Source organism: Actinoplanes sp. NPDC051851 (assembly GCF_040681165.1).
In the GTDB taxonomy this organism is placed as follows: Bacteria; Actinomycetota; Actinomycetes; order Mycobacteriales; family Micromonosporaceae; genus Actinoplanes.
The window spans coordinates 19,357-37,803 of record NZ_JBFAYF010000056.1 but is presented as its reverse complement, the minus strand read 5'-3'; the positions used below and the strand labels follow the sequence as shown (position 1 = coordinate 37,803).

At 70.6% G+C, this 18,447-nt stretch carries 18 protein-coding genes and 2 tRNA genes; 9 read left to right on the top strand and 11 right to left on the bottom strand.

Translation table 11 applies throughout. From position 1 onward, the window contains the following. Nucleotides 1-61: 61 nt before the first annotated feature. On the bottom strand, nucleotides 62-1,279 hold the full coding sequence (locus AB0M08_RS37185) for a cytochrome P450 (protein WP_364504187.1): 1,218 nt from the start codon (nucleotides 1,277-1,279) through the stop codon (nucleotides 62-64). Nucleotides 1,280-1,424: 145 nt separating this feature from the next. Here AB0M08_RS37185 and AB0M08_RS37180 point away from each other — a divergent pair, with 145 nt between their 5' ends. The 3 genes from AB0M08_RS37180 to AB0M08_RS37170 are packed head-to-tail and all read left to right on the top strand — an operon-like array spanning nucleotide 1,425 to nucleotide 3,681. Further along, nucleotides 1,425-1,901: a hypothetical protein gene (locus AB0M08_RS37180; RefSeq protein ID WP_364504184.1), complete on the top strand. Its 477-nt coding sequence runs from the start codon at nucleotides 1,425-1,427 to the stop codon at nucleotides 1,899-1,901. Nucleotides 1,902-1,909: 8 nt separating this feature from the next. After that, complete coding sequence (locus AB0M08_RS37175; RefSeq protein WP_364504181.1) at nucleotides 1,910-3,046, top strand: sensor histidine kinase; 1,137 nt, start codon at nucleotides 1,910-1,912, stop codon at nucleotides 3,044-3,046. Continuing rightward, the gene (locus AB0M08_RS37170) at nucleotides 3,043-3,681 is read left to right on the top strand and encodes a response regulator transcription factor (RefSeq protein ID WP_364504178.1); all 639 of its coding nucleotides are present in this window, start codon (nucleotides 3,043-3,045) and stop codon (nucleotides 3,679-3,681) included. Before AB0M08_RS37175 ends, AB0M08_RS37170 begins: the two co-directional genes overlap by 4 nt. On the opposite strand, the gene AB0M08_RS37165 is transcribed toward AB0M08_RS37170, so the two are convergent. From AB0M08_RS37165 to AB0M08_RS37150, 4 genes are read right to left on the bottom strand one after another with little or no spacing between them, the layout of a single operon-like run. Next, the gene (locus tag AB0M08_RS37165; protein ID WP_364504175.1) at nucleotides 3,678-4,478 is read right to left on the bottom strand and encodes an ABC transporter permease; all 801 of its coding nucleotides are present in this window, start codon (nucleotides 4,476-4,478) and stop codon (nucleotides 3,678-3,680) included. The genes AB0M08_RS37170 and AB0M08_RS37165 overlap by 4 nt on opposite strands. Further along, a complete protein-coding gene (locus AB0M08_RS37160) occupies nucleotides 4,463-5,209 on the bottom strand; it encodes an ABC transporter permease subunit (RefSeq protein ID WP_364504172.1) in 747 nt (248 codons plus the stop codon). Before AB0M08_RS37160 ends, AB0M08_RS37165 begins: the two co-directional genes overlap by 16 nt. Further along, nucleotides 5,206-5,997 carry an ABC transporter ATP-binding protein gene (locus tag AB0M08_RS37155; protein WP_364504169.1) on the bottom strand — a complete coding sequence of 264 codons (792 nt, stop codon included), beginning with the start codon at nucleotides 5,995-5,997 and terminating at the stop codon, nucleotides 5,206-5,208. The genes AB0M08_RS37160 and AB0M08_RS37155 overlap by 4 nt, the downstream gene beginning before the upstream one ends. Before the next feature lie 23 nt (nucleotides 5,998-6,020). Further along, entirely contained in the window at nucleotides 6,021-7,091 is a 1,071-nt protein-coding gene (locus tag AB0M08_RS37150) for an ABC transporter substrate-binding protein (RefSeq protein WP_364504166.1), read from the bottom strand. Nucleotides 7,092-7,582: 491 nt separating this feature from the next. Here AB0M08_RS37150 and AB0M08_RS37145 point away from each other — a divergent pair, with 491 nt between their 5' ends. Further along, on the top strand, nucleotides 7,583-9,112 hold the full coding sequence (locus AB0M08_RS37145) for a sulfatase (protein WP_364504163.1): 1,530 nt from the start codon (nucleotides 7,583-7,585) through the stop codon (nucleotides 9,110-9,112). Nucleotides 9,113-9,152: 40 nt separating this feature from the next. Here AB0M08_RS37145 and AB0M08_RS37140 read toward each other — a convergent pair whose 3' ends face one another. Further along, nucleotides 9,153-9,770, bottom strand: a complete 618-nt coding sequence (locus tag AB0M08_RS37140) for an NADPH-dependent FMN reductase (RefSeq protein ID WP_364504160.1) — start codon at nucleotides 9,768-9,770, stop codon at nucleotides 9,153-9,155. A 130-nt stretch (nucleotides 9,771-9,900) separates the two neighbouring features. Here AB0M08_RS37140 and AB0M08_RS37135 point away from each other — a divergent pair, with 130 nt between their 5' ends. Next, nucleotides 9,901-11,643, top strand: coding sequence for a glycoside hydrolase family 9 protein (locus tag AB0M08_RS37135; RefSeq protein WP_364504157.1), 1,743 nt, complete (start codon nucleotides 9,901-9,903; stop codon nucleotides 11,641-11,643). A 198-nt stretch (nucleotides 11,644-11,841) separates the two neighbouring features. After that, nucleotides 11,842-12,021, top strand: coding sequence for a hypothetical protein (locus tag AB0M08_RS37130; RefSeq protein ID WP_364504154.1), 180 nt, complete (start codon nucleotides 11,842-11,844; stop codon nucleotides 12,019-12,021). A 204-nt stretch (nucleotides 12,022-12,225) separates the two neighbouring features. On the opposite strand, the gene AB0M08_RS37125 is transcribed toward AB0M08_RS37130, so the two are convergent. The 3 genes from AB0M08_RS37125 to AB0M08_RS37115 form a co-directional block, all read right to left on the bottom strand. Continuing rightward, nucleotides 12,226-12,301, bottom strand: a tRNA-Lys gene (locus AB0M08_RS37125). Nucleotides 12,302-12,337: 36 nt separating this feature from the next. Then, nucleotides 12,338-13,294 carry an SEC-C domain-containing protein gene (locus tag AB0M08_RS37120; protein WP_364504151.1) on the bottom strand — a complete coding sequence of 319 codons (957 nt, stop codon included), beginning with the start codon at nucleotides 13,292-13,294 and terminating at the stop codon, nucleotides 12,338-12,340. A gap of 77 nt (nucleotides 13,295-13,371) precedes the next feature. Then, nucleotides 13,372-13,444 (bottom strand) — tRNA-Lys (locus tag AB0M08_RS37115). Nucleotides 13,445-13,578: 134 nt separating this feature from the next. On the opposite strand from AB0M08_RS37115, the gene AB0M08_RS37110 reads away from it, so the two are divergent. The 3 genes from AB0M08_RS37110 (at nucleotide 13,579) to AB0M08_RS37100 (ending at nucleotide 16,878) form a co-directional block, all read left to right on the top strand. After that, nucleotides 13,579-14,841 (top strand): Ig-like domain-containing protein, encoded by a 1,263-nt coding sequence (locus AB0M08_RS37110; RefSeq protein WP_364504148.1) that lies wholly within the window; start codon nucleotides 13,579-13,581, stop codon nucleotides 14,839-14,841. 134 nt (nucleotides 14,842-14,975) lie between these two features. Next, entirely contained in the window at nucleotides 14,976-16,223 is a 1,248-nt protein-coding gene (locus AB0M08_RS37105; RefSeq protein ID WP_364504145.1) for an Ig-like domain-containing protein, read from the top strand. Nucleotides 16,224-16,584: 361 nt separating this feature from the next. Then, entirely contained in the window at nucleotides 16,585-16,878 is a 294-nt protein-coding gene (locus AB0M08_RS37100) for a hypothetical protein (protein WP_364504143.1), read from the top strand. A gap of 163 nt (nucleotides 16,879-17,041) precedes the next feature. On the opposite strand, the gene AB0M08_RS37095 is transcribed toward AB0M08_RS37100, so the two are convergent. Both AB0M08_RS37095 and AB0M08_RS37090 read right to left on the bottom strand, forming a co-directional pair. After that, nucleotides 17,042-17,893 carry a hypothetical protein gene (locus tag AB0M08_RS37095; RefSeq protein ID WP_364504140.1) on the bottom strand — a complete coding sequence of 284 codons (852 nt, stop codon included), beginning with the start codon at nucleotides 17,891-17,893 and terminating at the stop codon, nucleotides 17,042-17,044. Beyond that, entirely contained in the window at nucleotides 17,886-18,404 is a 519-nt protein-coding gene (locus tag AB0M08_RS37090) for a SigE family RNA polymerase sigma factor (protein ID WP_364504137.1), read from the bottom strand. Before AB0M08_RS37090 ends, AB0M08_RS37095 begins: the two co-directional genes overlap by 8 nt. Between the last annotated feature and the right edge of the window lie 43 nt (nucleotides 18,405-18,447).

The following is an 18,447-nucleotide window of genomic DNA, read 5'->3' as shown; positions in this document are numbered from 1 at the left end:
CTCTCCGCTCCCCCGCCCGGGGCTGCTCACCGCCCCGGGCGGGGTTCGGTGACGGAGGGCGCTAAAGGCATACCGGAAGAGACGAGAGGCCGTGCAGGAGGAGCCCCGGGCGCCACGGGATGGAGTCGGCGGGGACGGCCAGGCGCATGCCGGGGAAACGGGTCAGCAGGGCGGTGAACGCGATCTGGGCCTCCAACCGGGCCAGCGGGGCGCCCAGGCAGTAGTGGATGCCGTGGCCGAACGCGAGGTGCGGGTTCTGGGCCCGGTCCAGGACCAGGTCGTCGGCGCCGGGGAAGCGGTCCGGGTCGCGGTTGGCGGAGAGCAGGCCGATCAGCACCGGGTCACCGGCCCGGATCGGGGTGCCGCCGATCTCCAGGTCCTCGGTGGCGATCCGGTACGTCGAGGTCTCGATCGGGCCCTCGTACCGGAGGAACTCCTCGATCGCCGTCGGGAGCAGCGAGAGGTCGGCACGCAGGGCGTCCCAGCGGGCCCGGTCGGCCAGCAGGAGCCAGGTGCCGTTGGCGATCAGGTTGACCGTGGTCTCGTGCCCGGCGACCAGCAGCAGGAAGACCATCGAGGAGAGTTCCTGCTCGGTGAGGCGGTCGTCCTCGTCGCGTACCTGGACGAGCCCGGAAAGCAGGTCGTCGCCGCCGTGCGTGCGCCGGTCGGCGAGCAACGCCTGGATGTAGGTGACCATGGCCTTGAGCGACGGCGCCAGCCGGTCCCCGGCGGCGCTGCCGGCGACGACCGCGTTCGACCACTCGCGGAAGTCGTCGCGGTCGTCCGACGGGATGCCGAGCAGCTCGCAGATCACCTGGATCGGCAGCGGGAAGGCGAACGCGTCGATCAGGTCGGCCCGCTCCCCGCCCTCCATCGCGTCGAGCAGGTCGGTGGTGATCCGCTCGATCCGCGGGCGCAGCGCCTCGATCCGGCGGGCGGTGAACGCGGCGGAGACCAGGCGGCGCAGGCGGGTGTGGTCCGGCGGGTCGACGGCGAGCATGTGGCGGGAGATCGCGGCGCCGATCTCCGGCGGGGTGGCCCCGGCCGGTGCCTGCCCGGCCGTCCGGGAACCGCCGGACCCGTTCCCGCTCGCCCGTTTGGAGAGCCGCGGATCGGTCAGCGCCCGGCGGGCGTCCTCGTACCGGGTGACCACCCACCCCTCGGTCCCACCGGGCAGCAGCGCCCGGCGGACCGGCCCGGCACGCCGCCAGTCGGCGTAGACCGGATGCGGGTCGGACTGGAACGCCGGGTCGGCCAGATCGACGATCTCGGATGTCATGACGGTGCCTCCGGAATCCATCGGTATCGAATGGTGACGATACCGGCAGAACGCACCGCGAACCGCCCCGAATCCCGGGAACTCCACCCGGACTCCACCCGTGGGTGGCGGCTTTCCACCCGCCCGGATTCCTAGCGTGACCGACATGGACACCACCACGCTGCTCATCGTCGCTCTGGTCGGATACGCGCTCTACCGCCGCTTCACCGGCGAGCCGCTGGAGGCCCGGCGCCTCGTCGTGCTGCCGATCGCCCTGGTCGGAATGGGCCTGTACCAGGTCGCCGCGGGCGGCTTCCCGCGCGCGCTGCTGGATCTCGCGCTGCTCGGCTCCGGTGCGCTGATCGCGCTGGCCGGCGGGGTGGCGCGCGGGCTGACCGTCCGGGTCTTCGTCCGGGACGGGCACGCCTGGCAGCGCTACACCTGGGTCACCGCGCTCGTCTGGGCCGGGCTGGCCCTGCTGCGGTTCGGCCAGTACGAGGCCGGCATCGCGCTCGGTGCCGATCCGGCCGTGCTCACCTCCGCCCTGGTCCTGGCGCTCGGCCTGAGCTTCGTGGGCGAGGCCGCGGTGGTCGGCACCCGGGCGCTGGCGACCGGCGCCCGGATCTCCGCCGGCACCCGATGAGCGCGAGCATGGCGCAGACTGGTGCCGTGTTCACCGTCACCGATCGGCACGTGGAGTCGTGGCGCAAGCTGCGCGGCGTCGTCTCGGTCGTGATCGTGACCGTCGCGATGTTCCAGGACCGGCCCCGGCCCGGTCTCGACACCGCGCAGGGCCTGGCCATCCTGGCCGGGGTGACCCTCGGCGCGGTCGCCGGGGTGGCCATGTCGATCCGCCAGCCGACGCTCCGGCGACAGGCCGTCGCGGTCGGCTGCTGCTTCGCGGCCGGGCTGCTGCTCTGCGCGGTGGGCAAGATCGCCGGTGGACCGTTCTATCTGGTGGCCGCCGGTGTGGTCGGCGCGATGTCGCTGCCCGGGACGCTGCTCGCCGCGATGAGCGGCACCGCCGGGCTCCTCATGGTCGCCGCGCTGGCGGCGCACGGGATGCCCTGGTCGGCGATCGGCGTCTGGTCCGGGGTGCTGGCCCTGGTCCTGTCGGCCGGGGTGATCCGGCGGCAGCGGGCGGAGAGCGCCGAGCAGCGGCGCCTGCTCGGCGACGAGCAGGCCCGGGCGGCCACGCTGGCCGAGCGCGCCCGGCTGGCCCGGGAGATCCACGATGTACTGGCGCACTCGCTCTCCGCGCTCTCGGTCCAGCTGGAGACGGCCGCCGCACTGCTGGAACGGGACCGGGCCGCCGAGGCCGCGGTGCTGGTCGACCGGGCCGGCACGCTGGCCCGGGACGGGCTGACCGAGACCCGCCGGGCGGTGAGCGCACTGCGCGGCGACCCGCTGCCGGTGCCCGAGCTGGTCCGCGAGCTGACCGCGGGGTACGGCGACGACCTGGGCGCACCGGCCGGCTTCGCCGTCGAGGGCGAGCCGCGGGAACTGGCGGCCGAGACCGGTCTGGCCCTGTTCCGGGCGGCGCAGGAGGCGCTGACGAACGTCCGCCGGCATGCTCCCGGCAGTGCGGTCACCGTGCTTCTCGCGTACGCGGAGAGGGGTGTGCACCTGATCGTGCGGAACCACGGCCCGGCCGGTCCCCCGCTCTCCGGGCTCTCCAGCGGCTACGGGCTGATCGGGCTGCGGGAACGTGCCGAGATGGCCGGCGGCAGCGTCGAGGCGGGTCCGGAGCCGGACGGGTGGCGGGTGGATGTCAGGATGCCCGGGTGACTATCCGGGTGGTGGTGGCCGACGACCAGACCGCCGTCCGCGAGGGCCTGGCCCTGATGCTGAGCCTGCTCGACGACGTGGCGGTGGTGGGCGAGGCGGCCGACGGCGACCAGGCCGTCGAACTGGTCGCCCGGGAGCGCCCGGACATCGTGCTGATGGACCTGCGGATGCCCCGCGTCGACGGCGTCACGGCGACCGCGCGGATCCGGGAGAGCCACCCGGAGACCCGGGTGGTGGTGCTGACCACGTTCGCTGACGACGAGCACATCCTCGGGGCGCTGCGGGCCGGCGCGGTGGGCTATCTGACCAAGGACGCGGGCCGCGCGCAGATCGCCCAGGCGGTGCGGGCCGCCGCCCTCGGCCAGTCGGTCCTGGACCCGCGGGTACAGCAGCGCCTGGTGGCCGCCGCGGGCCAGGCTTCATGGAAAAAACGGGATATATCAGATTTGACCCCACGGGAAGCCGAGGTGCTGCGACTCATCGCGGCCGGACTCTCGAACCGGGAGATCGCCAAGCGCCTCTTCGTCACCGAGGTGACGGTGAAGTCCCACGTGAACCGGCTCTTCGCCAAGCTCGGGGTGCGGGACCGGGCCCAGGCCGTGCGCTACGCCTACGAGCACGGCCTGGGCGGTTAACGACTCTGCTCGGGGGCGTACCGGGACAGGGTCAGCTGCTCGATCACGCTGATCAGCGAGTAGAGCACGATCGACGCCACCGTCACCAGGGTCACGCCGGTCCACATGCGATCCAGCTCGAACGTGGTGACCGAGGCCAGCATCAGGTAGCCCAGGCCCTTCCCGGTCGCCAGCCACTCGGCGAGCAGCGCACCGACCAGGGCCAGCGGCGCCGCCACCCGCAGGGCCGCGAAGAGCGCCGGCAGCGCGCCCGGCAACTGCACCTTCCAGAGCGTCGAGTACGGCGAGGCACCGTACGCCCGCATCAGGTCCACCGAGGACTTCGGCACCGCCCGCAGCGCCAGCGACACGTTGACCAGCACCGGGAAGAACGTGACGATGCCGGCGATCACCGTGACCCCGGCCAGACCACGACCGAAGATCAGCGCGATCAGCGGGGTCATCGCGACCAGCGGCACCGCGCGCAGCGCCATCGCGACCGGCAGCAGGGTCTGCTCCACGCCCCGCCACAGCGCGAACGCGATCGCCGTGACCAGGGCCGCGATCGCGCCGCCGGCCAGGCCGATCAGCGAGTCCAGCGCGGTGACCTTGCCGGCCTCCCAGAGCAGGTCGCGCTCGGCGTCGTTGGCCGGGTCGGTGAGGTACGTCCAGACGTCGAGCGGGCCCCGGGTGAGGAACGGGTCCAGCGCGAACCCCTTGACCAGGATCTGCCAGACGGCGCAGACGACGGCGATCGAGAGGACCGCCATGCCGAGGCCCTTGAGCGTACGCAGCAGCCCCTTCATCGCGGCGCCCATGGCGTGAGCAGGCGGCCGACCAGCGCGGTCAGGCCGTACGCGAGACCGGAGAGGGCCGTCGCCACCAGGGCGATCCCCCAGGTCCGCTCGACCGCGAGGCTCTGCTGCGAGTTGATCATCGCGACTCCCAGTCCGGATTCCGAGCCCAGGTACTCGCCGATGATCGCGCCGAGCATGGCGGCCGGGGCGGCGATCCGCAGACCGGCGAAGAGGCTCGGCAGGCTCGCGCGCAGGCGTACCCGCCAGAGCTGTGTCCACCGCCCCCCGCCGTACGCGCGGATCAGGTCGAGGCTGGTCCGGTCGGCGCTGCGCAGTCCGACCAGCGCGCCGACCAGGGTGGTGAAGATGACCGAGATGGCGGCGAGGATCACCTTGGCCGTGTCACCGTCGAAGATCACCGCCATCACCGGTCCGATCGCGATCACCGGCAGGCAGTAGCTGACCAGGGCCAGCTGCATCAGCGCCCGCTCCAGGAACGGGATCTGCACCACCAGGAACGCCAGCAGCAGGGCGATCGCGTTGCCCCAGAGCCAGCCCCGCCCGGCCTCGCTCAGCGTGGTCGCGACGTTGGGCCAGTAGAACGCGAACCCGTCGGTGCCGAGCTGCGCCAGGATCGCGGTCGGCGGCGGCACCGCGCGGCTCTCGGCGAAGACGGTCCGCCCGGCGATCTCCCAGAGCGCGAGGAGACCACCGATGCCGATCACGCCGTACGCCCACCGGGGAAGCGTCATCCGACCGGCTCCGCGGCGGCCGATTCCGCCTCCGCCGATTCCGCGGCCTTGCCGAAGAGCAGGTCGCTGAGCTGGTCCTCCAGCTCGTGGAAGCGCGCGGTCCGAATCATGTCCGGGGTGCGCGGCCGGGGCAGGTCGATCTCCACCTGGGCGACGATCCGGCCGGGCCGGGCACTCATCACCGCCACCGTGTCGGCGAGGAAGACCGCCTCCGCGATGGAGTGGGTGACCAGCAGCGTGGTGGTGGCGCGCTCGGTCCAGATCCGCTGCAGCTCCAGGTTGAGCCGCTGCCGGGTCATCTCGTCGAGGGCGCCGAACGGCTCGTCCAGCAGCAGGATCTTCGGCTCGACCACGAGCGAGCGGGCGATCGCCACCCGCTGCCGCATGCCGCCGGAGAGCTGGGCCGGGCGGGCCTTCTCGAAGCCCTCCAGGCCGACCAGCTTGATCAGGTCGGCGATCGTGGCGTCGTCCGCCTTGACCCCGCTGACCTCCAGCGGCAGGCGGATGTTCGCCTCCACCGAGCGCCACGGCAGCAGGGCCGCGTCCTGGAACGCGATGCCCAGGTGGTGGTTGCGCCGGGTGGCGGCCGGATCCTCGCCGTGCACCAGAGCCGTGCCCGAGGTGGGCTTCTCCAGGTCGGCGAGGATCCGCAGGATCGTGGACTTGCCGCAGCCGGAGGGCCCCAGCAGGGCGACGAACGCGCCCGCCGGGGTGTCCAGGTCCACGTTGTCGAGCGCGGTGACGGTCGACCGGCGGATCGTGAACTGCTTGGTCAGGCCGCGCAGCACGATCCCCCGGTCGTCGGTACCGGTCAGGACGCCGCCTTCAGCGCCGGGTTCTCGGTGTAGACCTCGGTGAGCACCGAGAGGTCGAAGAGCTGGTCCTTGGTGATGGTCACGCCACCCAGGGCCAGCGTCTTGATCGTCTCGTCGATCAGCTCGTCGGTGATGGTGAAGAGGCCGTTCGCCTTGGTGTCGTCGGTCTGCACCACGGTGTTCTGCGCGGTCGACTCGAGCACCTGCTCGGCCTCGTCCAGGCCGAGGTCCTTGCCGTACTTGGTGGCGGCCAGGTTGGCGCCGAGCTTCGGGTCGGCGATCGAGTCGGTCCAGCCCTTGATGTCGGCGATCAGGACCGCCTTGATCTTGTCGCGGTCCTCGGTGAGGCTGGACTTCTTGGCCACGTAGACCTCGGAGACCAGCGGGTAGCCGTGGTCGTTGAGGAGCATCGACACGGTCTCGACGTTCTTCATCTTGAGCAGGTTGGGCTCGTTGGTGAAGAACGAGAACCAGCCGTCGACCTCCTTGGAGACCAGCGGCGACGGGTCGAACTGGGCCGGCACCTTGGTGATCTTGCTGGCGTCCAGGTTGTTGGCCTTGAGGAAGGCGGTCCAGACCGGCTCGTTGGTCGCCTGTACGCCGATCTTCTTGCCGATCAGGTCCTGCGGGGTGTTGATCGGCGTCTCGGCCAGGCTGACGATCGCGAACGGGTTCTTCTGGTACTGCGCGCCGAGGACCACGAGCTCGGCGCCCTTGAGGATGGCGGCGGCCGTAATGTCCGGCGACGAGATGCCGATCAAGGCCTTGCCGGAGGCGACGACCGCGTCCTGGCTGACGCTCGGACCACCCGCCATCAGGTTGACCGAGCTGAAGCCGGCCGCGGTGTAGTAGCCCTTGGTGTCGGCGATGTACGCGCCGGCGAACTCGACGTTCTTCACCCAGGAGAGCTGGTAGTTCAGGGCGCCGAAGCTCTTGGTCCCGGAACTTGCGGAACTGGACGGCGAGGAGTCGTCGCCGCAGGCGGCGAGGAGGGCCGCGGAGATACCGAAGCCGGCCAGGCCGGCTCCACCACGCAGAAGGGCACGCCGGTTTATGTTCGCGGTCACGCGTTGCTCACTTTCCCTCAGGGAGGGCCCGACGCTAACCACGGCCTGTTTCACCGCAGTTTCGCGGAACAGGCCGGGATGTAGCGCTCTCCACCTGCCTGTTTCGTGAGCCGCCGAAGTGCCCGGCGAGGCGGTTATCAGGCGCCGGGTGACCGCCGGGGCGAGCGCGGCGGGCGGACCGGCAGCCGGGGCCGGCGCGGGCCGGGCCGGATGGGCCGGTACGGCTCCACATCGACACTCTCAGTGACCACGACGATACGGGCGATCAAGGGGTCTGTACTGGCCACGTCTCCGAGGCCCCCTTCCGGTAACGGCACGGGTGTCCACTATGCGTCACGAAGCCATCGATCGACCCCGTACTTGAGATTCTTTTAAAGATCATCACAGCGAGTCCTCGATCGGTGCGTATCGACCGCCCGGTATCGCATCGGCTGGACCGTCCCGCATACCCTCCTGTGGCCACCTCTGAGAGACGGAGTCGAAGCCGCACCATGTCTTCCCCCTTTCGTCGCACCCTCGGCGGCCTGACCGCCGCCGCCGTCATGCTCGCCTCGGCCGGCTGCTCGTCGTCGACCGGCGGCGACAAGTTCCACGGCCTGGCCGCGGAGGTGGCCCCCGCCGTCACCACCAGCGCGCCGGCCGTCCGGCCGAACATCGTGTTCGTGCTGACCGACGACCTGTCGAAGAACCTGGTGCAGTACATGCCGAACGTGATCGCCCTGCAGATGGCGGGCACCACGTTCACCAACTACACGGTGACCGACTCGCTCTGCTGCCCGTCCCGTGCGTCGATCTTCACGGGTCAGTACCCGCACAACACCGGCATCTACAAGAACCACGGCTCGGACGGCGGGTTCCGCCTCTTCAACAGCCGCGGCGAGGAGAAGTCCACCTACGCCACCGACCTGCAGGCCGCCGGGTACCGCACCGCCTTCATGGGCAAGTACCTCAACGAGTACGAGCCGGGCAACAAGAAGATCACCGGGACCCCGTACACGCCGCCGGGCTGGGACGACTGGGTGGTGGGCGGCAACGCGTACAAGAACTTCGACTACACGCTGAACGAGAACGGCGTGGTCAAGAAGTACGGCCACACCGCGAAGGACTACCTGAACGACGTCCTCTCCACCAAGGCGAACGAGTTCGTCACCACCTCGGCCGCGAGCGGTAAGCCGTTCATGATCGAGGTGGCGTCCTACTCGCCGCACGCGCCGTACACCCCGGCGCCGCAGGACACGAACGCCTTCCCCGGGCTCAAGGCGCCGCGGACGGCCGCGTACAACACGGTCCCGCAGGGCTCGGCCTGGCTCGCCCGCCACCCGGCCCTCGGCAAGAAGGAGCAGGCCGCCCTCGACCAGGCGTTCCGTCGCCGGGTCCAGGCGGTGCAGTCGGTGGACCGGATGCTCGGCTCGCTGCGAGAGACGCTGGTCAAGGCGGGCGTCGCCGACAACACCGTGGTCATCTTCAGCTCCGACAACGGCTACCACATGGGCGAGTACCGCCTGAACGCCGGCAAGCAGACCGCCTTCGACACCGACGTCAACGTGCCGCTGGTCGTCGCCGGGCCGGACATCCCGGCCGGGCAGTCGGTCACCGCCTCGGTGGAGAACATCGACCTGCGCCCCACCTTCGGCGAGCTGGCCCAGGCCGCTACTCCGGCCACGGTGGACGGTCACAGCTTCGTGCCGCTGCTGCGCTCCGGGACCAAGCCCGCGTGGCGTACGGCGTCGCTGGTCGAGCACCACGACCCGGCGACCGATCCGGCCGACCCGGACTACGAGAAGGACAGCATCAACATCCCGCCGTCCTACGACGCGATCCGCACCGACACCTTCACCTGGGTGGAGTACGTGGACGGCGAGCGCGAGTTCTACGACCGGACCACGGATCCGTTCCAGCTGAGGAATCTCGCCGGCACGCTGACCCCGCAGCGGGTCGCCCAGCTCCAGGCCGCCGTCAAGGCGCTCACCTCCTGCAAGGGCCAGGCCGCGTGCTGGAAGGCTGGCCAGGGCATCGCGTAGCTCCGCTCGTACCGGAAAGCTCGTACCGGAAAGAGGGTCTTTAGAAGAACGTCGGGCGGTCGGTCGGGCGGTTGATCACCGGGTAGAGGCTGGAGTTCGCCTGCCAGGAGGGGCGCTGGCGGGTGTCCCCCATGGCCATCACGCGGATCAGGGCGTGCAGCATGTCCTGCAACGCCAGGTGCAGCCGCGGCTCGGTGATCAGGCCGTGCTCGTCGATCGACCGGGCCTCCAGCGGCACCCGCACGCAGGCGGCCCGCAGCAGCCGCGCGCCGCCGTGCTCCTCGAGGATCGACTCCAGCGTCGTGCGGGCGCCCTCGTCCTGGCCGGGCGCGACCACCGAGAGCCAGGCGGACGGCTTGCCGCGCAGATCACCGCCGTCGACCAGCCAGTCGAGCGTGTTCTTCAGGCTGCCCGGGAGCGAGCCCGCATACTCCGGCGTACTGATCAGGATCGCGTCCGCGGTGGCCACCCGGTGCCGCAGATCGAGGACGGCCCGCGGCGGCTCCGGCTCGCCGGGCACGAAGGCCGGCATCCCGGCCAGCCCGTCCCAGAGCACGGCGGTGACCTCCGCCGGAGCGAACCGGGCCGCGGTACGCAGTGCGGCGGTGTGCAACGACGTCTCGCGGATGTTCCCCGAGATCAACAAGACGCAGGTCATGGCCGAGACGATAGCTCCCAGCCAACACCCAGATCGCCCCCGCACAAAGCGTCCGTTTCGGCAATCGGACGGTCCGTCAGGCTCGCTCGTCGTGATCACCCGCCGCCGATTGGCTCCACTGTTCCTGTTAGTGCTCCTCCTGACCGCCTGTGACACCGCGCCACCGGAGCCGCCGGCGGCACAGATCCGTCTCGATCAGGTCGGCTGGGCGCCCGGCGAACGCAAGATCGCGACGTTGCTCACGCCGGAGGATGCGGCCGGCGCCACCGCGATGATCATCGATGAGCGCGGTCGGGTGGTGCTCCGGGTCGCCGCGGGCGCCAGCCGTGGTGCGTGGAACGCGCGCTTCCGCGCGACCAACCCGATCGACCTCTCCGCGTTGCACGCTTCCGGCACCTTCCGGGTACGCGTGGACGACCGCGTCGCCGCCGAGTCCCCGCCGTTCCGGATCGCACCCGCCACCGACCTGTTCGGCCCGCTGGTCGCCGGCACGGTCGGATACTTCCAGGCGCACCGCGACGGCCCGGACCAGATCGGCACGGCCTGGCGGCGGCAGCCCGCCCACCTGGACGACCGGGACGCCGCGGTCTTCCAGTCCGATGTCGACGACCCGACCGGCGACCGGACCGACGCCGCGGGCGGCTGGTACGACGCCGGCGACTTCCTCAAGTTCACCCACACCACCGCGTACGCCCTGATCGCCATGCAGCTGGTGCAGCGGGACGGCCCGGCGCCGGACGGGCTGGCCGCCGAGATCGCGCACGGCCTGGACTGGCTCACCCGGATGACCACCGGCGACACGTTCTACATCCAGGTCGGCATCGGCGGGGACGGCGACGAGATCCTCGGCGACCACGACGCCTGGCGGCTCCCCCAGGACGACGACGAGCTGGACGTCGAGCCCGGCGACGACCGCTACTACCAGCGGTACCGCCCGGTCTTCCGGGCCGCCGCGCCGGGCGACCCGATCAGTCCCAACCTGGCCGGGCGGGTAACCGCGGCCTTCGCGCTCGCCGCCCAGCTGGCCCCCTCCACCACCGAGGCCGCGACGCTGCTGGACACCGCCGCGTCGATCTTCGACCGGGCGGCGACCGAGGAGGTCGGCGAGCTGGTCACCACCGAGCCGCGCGCGTTCTACCCGGAGGACAGCTGGCAGGACGACCTCGCCCTCGGCGCGACCGAGCTGGCCCTGGCCGGCCGGCGCCTCGGCGACTCCCGGACCGACGGCTGGACCACGCGGGCGACGGAGTGGGCCGCCGGGTTCCGCGGCGGCACGGCCGGGCTGACCGTCTACGACGTGCAGGTGCTGGCCGACGCCGAGCTGTACCGGCTCGCCCCGTCCGAGGAGCTCCGCGCCGACCTGCGCAAGCGCCTGGACACCGCGGTCGCGGCGGCCGGTCGTGACCCGTTCGGCGCGGCCGCGGGCCCCGGCGGCGCGGACTACACGGCCCGGCAGCTCGGCTGGGCGGCGACCGCGTCGCTCTACCGGCAGGTCTCCGGGGACACGCGGTACGCGGAGTTCGGCACCCGGTCGCGGGACGTCGTGCTGGGCGCGAACGGCTGGGGCCTCTCCCTGGTGATCGGGGCCGGGACCACGTATCCACAGTGCCCCCACGACCAGATCGGCACGCTGACCCGGACCCGGATGACCGGCGCGGTGGTGAACGGCCCGAACGCCGCCGACCGGGTGGCGGCCCTCAGCCGGGACGACCGGCGGAGCATGTGCCGGGCGGGCTCGTACGCGGCCTTCGACCGTGCCGACGCCCGGTACGCCGACGACATGCTGATCTCCGCGACCAACGAGCCCTCGATCGACTTCACCGCCACCGGGATGCTGGCGCTGGCGCTCGCCGCCCGGTTTCCTGATTCTTGAGCCATTTCATGGTTTCTTGAGACTTCCTGGGGTTTCTTGTGCCTCCCTGAGGCTCCTCGAACCTCTTTGGGTCTCCTTGAACCGATCACGCTCTGTAGGCGTATTTCGGAGTGAGCACATCGGGCGGAGACGTCGCCGGTGGCGGCCGGAAGAACCCGCCCGATGTGCGCGCCCTGAGGAGACTGGAGCGTGATCCCGATGACCCGAATCGAGCGCCGGCGGATGGTCGAATACACCGCCGCGATGTGCGGGGAAGCCCTGGCAGGCCTTACCTACCTGGGAAGACGTGACGAATTCTGCGGCCGGGTGATCCTGTCGAACGCCGGCGGCGCCTCGCGTACGGAGCGCCGCCGGCCGGTCGCCCAGAGGTCTATCTGACCGGCACGGTCGCGGGTGTGGTCCCGGTAGACCGTGTGATCGTGGATCTGGATCGCGTGAGCGACGCCGTTCCGGCCGACGAATTCGATCCAGACACGGGACCTTCGATACACAAAAAGTCACTCTGCGTCATCGGGCTGCTTCGGTGCCGCCCAGGCTCGGCAGCAAGAAGGCCCCGACCTGACGGTCGGGGCCTTCTTCGTGTGGTGCGCCGCGTAGGACTTGAACCTACAACCCGCTGATTAAGAGTCAGCTGCTCTGCCACTTGAGCTAGCAGCGCCTTCCAACGAGGGAGAACGTTAGCACACGGCCCGGATCAGTCCCGGGCCCGGGGCAGGCAGCACTTCTTGTACTTCGCGCCGGAGTCGCACCAGCACGGCGCGTTCCGCTGCGGCGGCCACTCCCGCACCGGGCTGTACTCGCCGATCTCCTCCGCGTACGCCGAGTGGGTCTCCACCGTGCCGGGGTCCGCCTTCTCCCCGTCGGCGAACGCGACCAGGGCGGTCACCGAGCCCGGGAAGATCCCCAGCCGCATGGCCCCCGAGGAGGACCAGCCGGCGAGGGTCCGCTCCAGGCCGGCGCGGTGCTCGTCCCAGTCCTTGCCGTATTCGGTGGCCCGATCCGGCCAGCGGGAGATCAGCTCGGTGAACTCGGCCTCCGGCCAGAAGAGCACCGCGCGGCCCTCGTCCGGCTCGCCGGCCTCGATCGCCTGCTGCATCTCGTGGAAGAGGCCGTCCATCTCGTCGTGCGGCAGCTCGAGCTCCTCGCGCACGCGATGCCGCTCCTTGATCAGGGCGTAGACCACCTGCATCTTGTCGTAGTCCGGCTCACCGGCCGCCCGGGCCTCGTCCAGCAGGGCCTGCGCGGCCGAGGTCAGCCACTGCTCGACGGTCTCACCCCGGCCGCCGGCCTCCATCGACTCGGACACGAACGACGCGGCGAGCGGGTCGCGCAGCAGCTCCGGCCGGAGCTCCTCGAAGAGGGCCATGCCCTCGTCCGCCCGGCCCGTCCGCAGCAGCAGCTCGCCGACGCAGGAGCGGGCGAAGGCGTCCCCGCCGGCGGCCACCGCGCGCTCCGCGAGGACCAGGGCGGCCGCCAGGTCGCCGGTGCGCTCGGTCACCTCGGAGGCGAGCAGCAGCGCATGCGGCGCGTCCGCCGGATCGGCCAGCCGGCCCTGCTCCACGGCCTCGACCAGCCGCGCGGCGATCGGCGCCGGATCCTCGAGCTCGAACGCCTCGTGTGCGAGAGCGTCCAGATCGTCGATAGTGAGCACGCCCAGCCTCTTCCGTCGGACCCAGTCGGCGAATGACGAAGGCCCCGACCGGATCGGTCAGGGCCTTCATCGAGAAGTGCGCCGCGTAGGACTCGAACCTACAACCCGCTGATTAAGAGTCAGCTGCTCTACCACTTGAGCTAGCAGCGCTTGGCTTCGACACCACGTTAGCACGGCCTCGGAAGATCCTTGAAATCGCCTACTTACCACCTTAAGGGGGACCCGGGACTTGCCCGCATGAGTCAGGATGGCTGCGCCGAGAACTCCAGAACGGGGCCAGACCGATGGTTGACTTCCGCCGCTGTATGGCGGCGATCGTGGCGCTCGCCGTGATCGCCCCGCTCACCGCCTGCGGCGACGAGACGGAGCCGACCTTCACCGACCCGGCCGTCGCCGCCGGCACCACCGGCCCCTCGTCCAGCGCCGCGCCGGCCACCGCCGCGTCCGCCGTCCCGGAGAGCGCCACCGTGGCCTCCGCCGCGACGCTGAGCATCACCCCGGCCGCCGGTAAGAAGAACGTGCCGATCAGCACCGAGATCGGCGTGAAGGTCAGCGGCGGCGAGGTCACCACGGTCACCCTCACCGACGCGAAGGGGAAGCCGGTCGCGGGCGCGATGCGCGAGGACGGCTCCTCCTGGGTGCCGGCCAAGCCGCTGAAGACCGAGCAGACGTACGCGGCGAAGGTCACCGCGACCGCCACCGACGGCAGCACGACCACCTCGACCACCTCCTTCACCACGATGGGCGAGGCCGGCAAGCACACCGGAACCGGGCTCTACCTCTTCGACGACCACACGTACGGCGTGGCGATGCCGGTGGTGGTCGAATTCATCCCGGGCATCAAGAAGGCGGACCGGGCGGCCGTGCAGAAGCGGATGTTCGTCGAGACCACGCCGTCGCAGCCGGGCACCTGGTCGTGGACGTCGAGCGGGACGCAGGCGTACTACCGCGCCCCCGAGTACTGGCAGACCGGCACCGAGATCACGGTGCGGATCGCGGTCGGCGGCCTGCCCACCGGCAACGGGTACTACGGCGACAAGGACCGTTCGGCCACCGCGAAGATCGGCCGGAAGTTCGAGATGAAGGTGGACAACGCCACCAAGAAGATGACGGTGCTCAAGGACGACGAGGTGGTCAAGACCATGCCGGTCAGCCTCGGCAAGAAGAGCACCCCGTCCTCCAGCGGCACCATGGTGATCATCGAGAAGAAGGCGCACACCGTCTTCGACACCACCGACACCGACGGCGCGAGCGGCTACCGCACGAACATCGACTACGCGCAGCGGCTGACCTGGAGCGGTCAGTACATCCACTCGGCACCGTGGTCCACGGGCGCGCAGGGCAACTCGAACGTCTCGCACGGCTGCGTCAACGTCTCGCCGTCGAACGCGGTCTGGCTCTTCGACAAAACCCTGGTCGGCGATCCGGTCACCGTGAAGGGCACCGGCGACAAGCTCGACTACGGCAACGGATGGACCCCGTGGGACCTCAGTTGGGAGAAGTTCGCGCAGGGTAGCGCACTGCCGGTGCCCGACTCGCTCGGCTGAGGCGTGTGACACATACCGAACGGGTACATCAATGGCCGCCGGAGGGCACGGCACGAATCCGGGATTGGTCAACAGCCGTACGAGGAGCACTATTGGGCGCCGGGGAGAAACGACGCCGTGAGGGGACCATGGACATGAAAGCAGTTCGGCAGGGCACACTGAGCCGGCCGGTGGGCCGGAGCGGTCGCCGCCGAGTGCGGGCGACCATGGCCGTGCTGGTGGCGGGGACGATGCTGCTCACCACCGCGTGCAGCGGCAGCAAGTCGGCCTCCTGGCAGGGCGGCGGCGACACCGACACGGGCGCCGCCGCGACCGCGTCGCCCGAGCCGACGCTGAGCACCGTCGCGGTGACCTCGCCGGCCGCCGCCGCGACCGGCATCGAGGCCTGGTCCGCGGTGAAGTACACCTCCGACGACCCGGAGAACACCACCGTCACGGTCACCGACGACGAGGGCGAGGAGGTCGAGGGCACCGTCGACACCGACGAGAACACCTGGACCCCGTCCGAGTCGATGGCCTGGGGCACGAAGTACACGGTGAACGTCGCGACCCCCGCGGTCGACGGCAAGAACAACACCACCACCAGCGACTTCACCATCATGAAGAAGCCGGCGAACCTGGTGCGCGTCACCAGCTTCCTCGGCGACGGCGCCACGGTCGGCGTCGGGATGCCACTGATCATCAAATTCAGCCGGGCCATCCCGGAGAAGTACCGCGCGACCGTCGAGAAGAAGATGGTGGTCACCGCCACGCCGTCGCAGGAGGGCACCTGGCACTGGATCAGCTCCACCGAGATTCACTGGCGCCCGAAGGTGTACTGGGAGGCCAACTCCAAGGTCTCGTACAAGGTGCAGCTCAAGGGCGTCGAGATGGGTGACGGCTGGTACGGCAAGTCCGACCTCACCGTCGACATGAAGATCGGCCGATCGCTGATCATGACGGTCTCCAACAAGACCAAGAAGATGACGGTCAAGCAGGACGGCAAGGTCATCAAGACCATCCCGGTCAGCCTCGGCAAGAAGAGCACCCCGTCCTCCAGCGGCACCATGGTGGTGATCGAGAAGAAGGAGCACACCGTCTTCGACACCACCGACACCGACCCGGAGAACGGCTACCGCACCGACATCGACTACGCCCAGCGCATCACGTGGAGCGGTCAGTACATCCACGCCGCTCCGTGGTCCGAGGGCGTGCAGGGCAGGACCAACGTCTCGCACGGCTGCGTCAACGTCTCCGAGGCGATGGGCAAGTGGCTCTTCGGAAAAACGCTGATGGGCGACGTGATCACCGTCTCCGGCACCGAGGAGAAGCTGAAGAACGGCAACGGCTGGACCGACTGGAACATGAGCTACGACGAGTACAAGAAGGGCAGCTACCTCTGATCCTTCGAGGTCACTGCAACGCGGGCTCAGTCACTTCCGACCGGGCCCGCGCCCCTTTTCCACCCCTCCTCCGGTACGCGCTCCCTTCCACCACGCGCCCCCTGCCACACGCCGCATCCAGCTCACACGCCGCCCCCGGCGCGCGCCACATCCAGCCCACGCGCCACATCCAGCCCACGCGCCACATCCAGCCCACGCGCCGCCTCTGTCGCGCGCTGCTTCTCCCGGTCCCGCATAGGCTGCACCAATGGCTCCCTTTGCCCGCTTTTTTCATGCATTCTCATCACTTATCCTCGCAGCCGGTTGCTCGTCACCCACACCGTCCACACCGGTCACACCGGCCGGCACTCCCGCCGCCTCGGTGAGCCCGCCGCTCGCCGACGACCCGCCGGGCCTGATCACCTGCCGCCTGCTGGCCAACGCGATCCGCGAGTCCACCCTGATGGAACCGGGCGTGGTCGACGCGGTGGTCGCGGCCAGCGCCACCGCGGACGCCCCGGTGGCGGACGGCGCGGCCACCTTGCGGGACGCCTACGCCACCGCCACCGCGGCCCGCGGCACACCGGACGAGCCCGACGCCGTCGCCGCGGTCTCCGCCGCCGCAGCCACCATGTCCCGCGTCTGCGCCGACAGCGGCCTCGACTCCGCCACCTGACACCCCGCCTCATCTCGATATGGGCAGATTATGCCCATATATCGATCAAAAGTTGCCACGATCGGCATTGTCAGTGGGTGAGGGACGGGCCCGGTCCATGGCTGTGGACCGGGCCCGTTGGGGATGCGAGCAGGGCCGGGGGGACGGATGGGGAACGGCCGGCTCAGCTCGCGAGGAAAGCTCCCGTCACCTCCGCCTTCTCCTCCCCCGCGGAGGCCGCGGCACCGTAGACGTCGGCGGTCACGTCGTGGGCACCGGAGTGCTGGTACTGCACGGCGAAGGTGTAACTGCCCGGGGCCAGGGTCGAGCCCGGCTTCAGGGTGAACCGGTAGAGCAGGGTGCCCTTCTCCTCGGTCACGCCGATCGTGATCATCTCGGCCGGGATCGAACTCCAGCTGCCGGTGCTCACCACTCCCTCGGTACGCACCACGCGTACCGCCACCTCCAGCACGGTGATCGCCTGGGTGGTGTTCAGCGTCACGTCGCCCTGCGCCCAGTCATCAGTGGAGTACTCGTTGAGCACCCCCGACGAGCCGAGGAAGCCCGCGGTCGGCTGCAACGACGGTGTGGGCGACGTGGGCGCGCCGGTGGTGCCGGTCGTCTCGCCGCCCTGGCGACCCGTGGTGCCACCGCCCCTGTGCGGCTTCTTCGTCGTGCTCTCCGGGGTCGGCTCCGCGCTGGCCGGCGCGCTCGCCGACGGGGCGACCGAGGCGGAGCCCTCGTTCGCGGCGGGCGCCCGGTCCGGCCGGTCGGTGACCAGCTTGATGCCGGTGAAGCCGACCACCAGGGTGGCCACCACCGACGCCGCCGCCATCACCGGCCGCAGCACGGTGAAGCCCGGGAGTACGCCGCCCGGAGAAGCACCGAACAACCCGCCGAAGGTCATCCGTCGGCCGGGCGGGGCGACGGCGCGGCGCCGGTTGATCCGGGCGAACATGGCGTCACCGTCGGGCAGGTGCCGCTCGGCCTCCGAGCGCAGCACAGCGCCCAGGTCGGGCTGGGGCCGCTCACCCATGGTGACCTCCCGTCATCAGCGGCATTCCACGGAGGAACTCACTCAACTGCGCGGCACCCCGGGAGGTGTGGCTCTTCACCGCACCGACCGAGATGCCGAGGATCGAGGCGACCTCCTTCTCCGGCACGTCGAACGCGTACCGGAGGATCACGCACTCGCGACGGCGCAGCGGAAGCCGCCGCAGCGCCGCCCGCACGTCGAGGATCGCGGGGGTGTCGCTCTCGCCGCGCTCGCGGCGGAGCAGGCCGAGACGCAGCAGACCGGCACGCTCCCGGGTCTGCCGCTTGATCCACTGCCGGGCCAGGTTCGTCACGATGCCGCGGGCGTAGGCGACCGGGCTGTCGGCCGCCTGCACCCGCGCCCAGTGCCGCCAGACCTCGACGAACGCGTCCGCCGCCAGGTCATCGGCGACCTGAGTCTCGCCGGTGACGAGGTAGGCGAGGCGCGACAGGTCGGCGTGATGCTCGTCGAAGAAGCGCCGGAAGGCGCTTTCGGCATCCTGCTCCGCCACGCTGGTTGTCCTGACCCTCGGGGATGCTTGTCGGCCCGGTGCG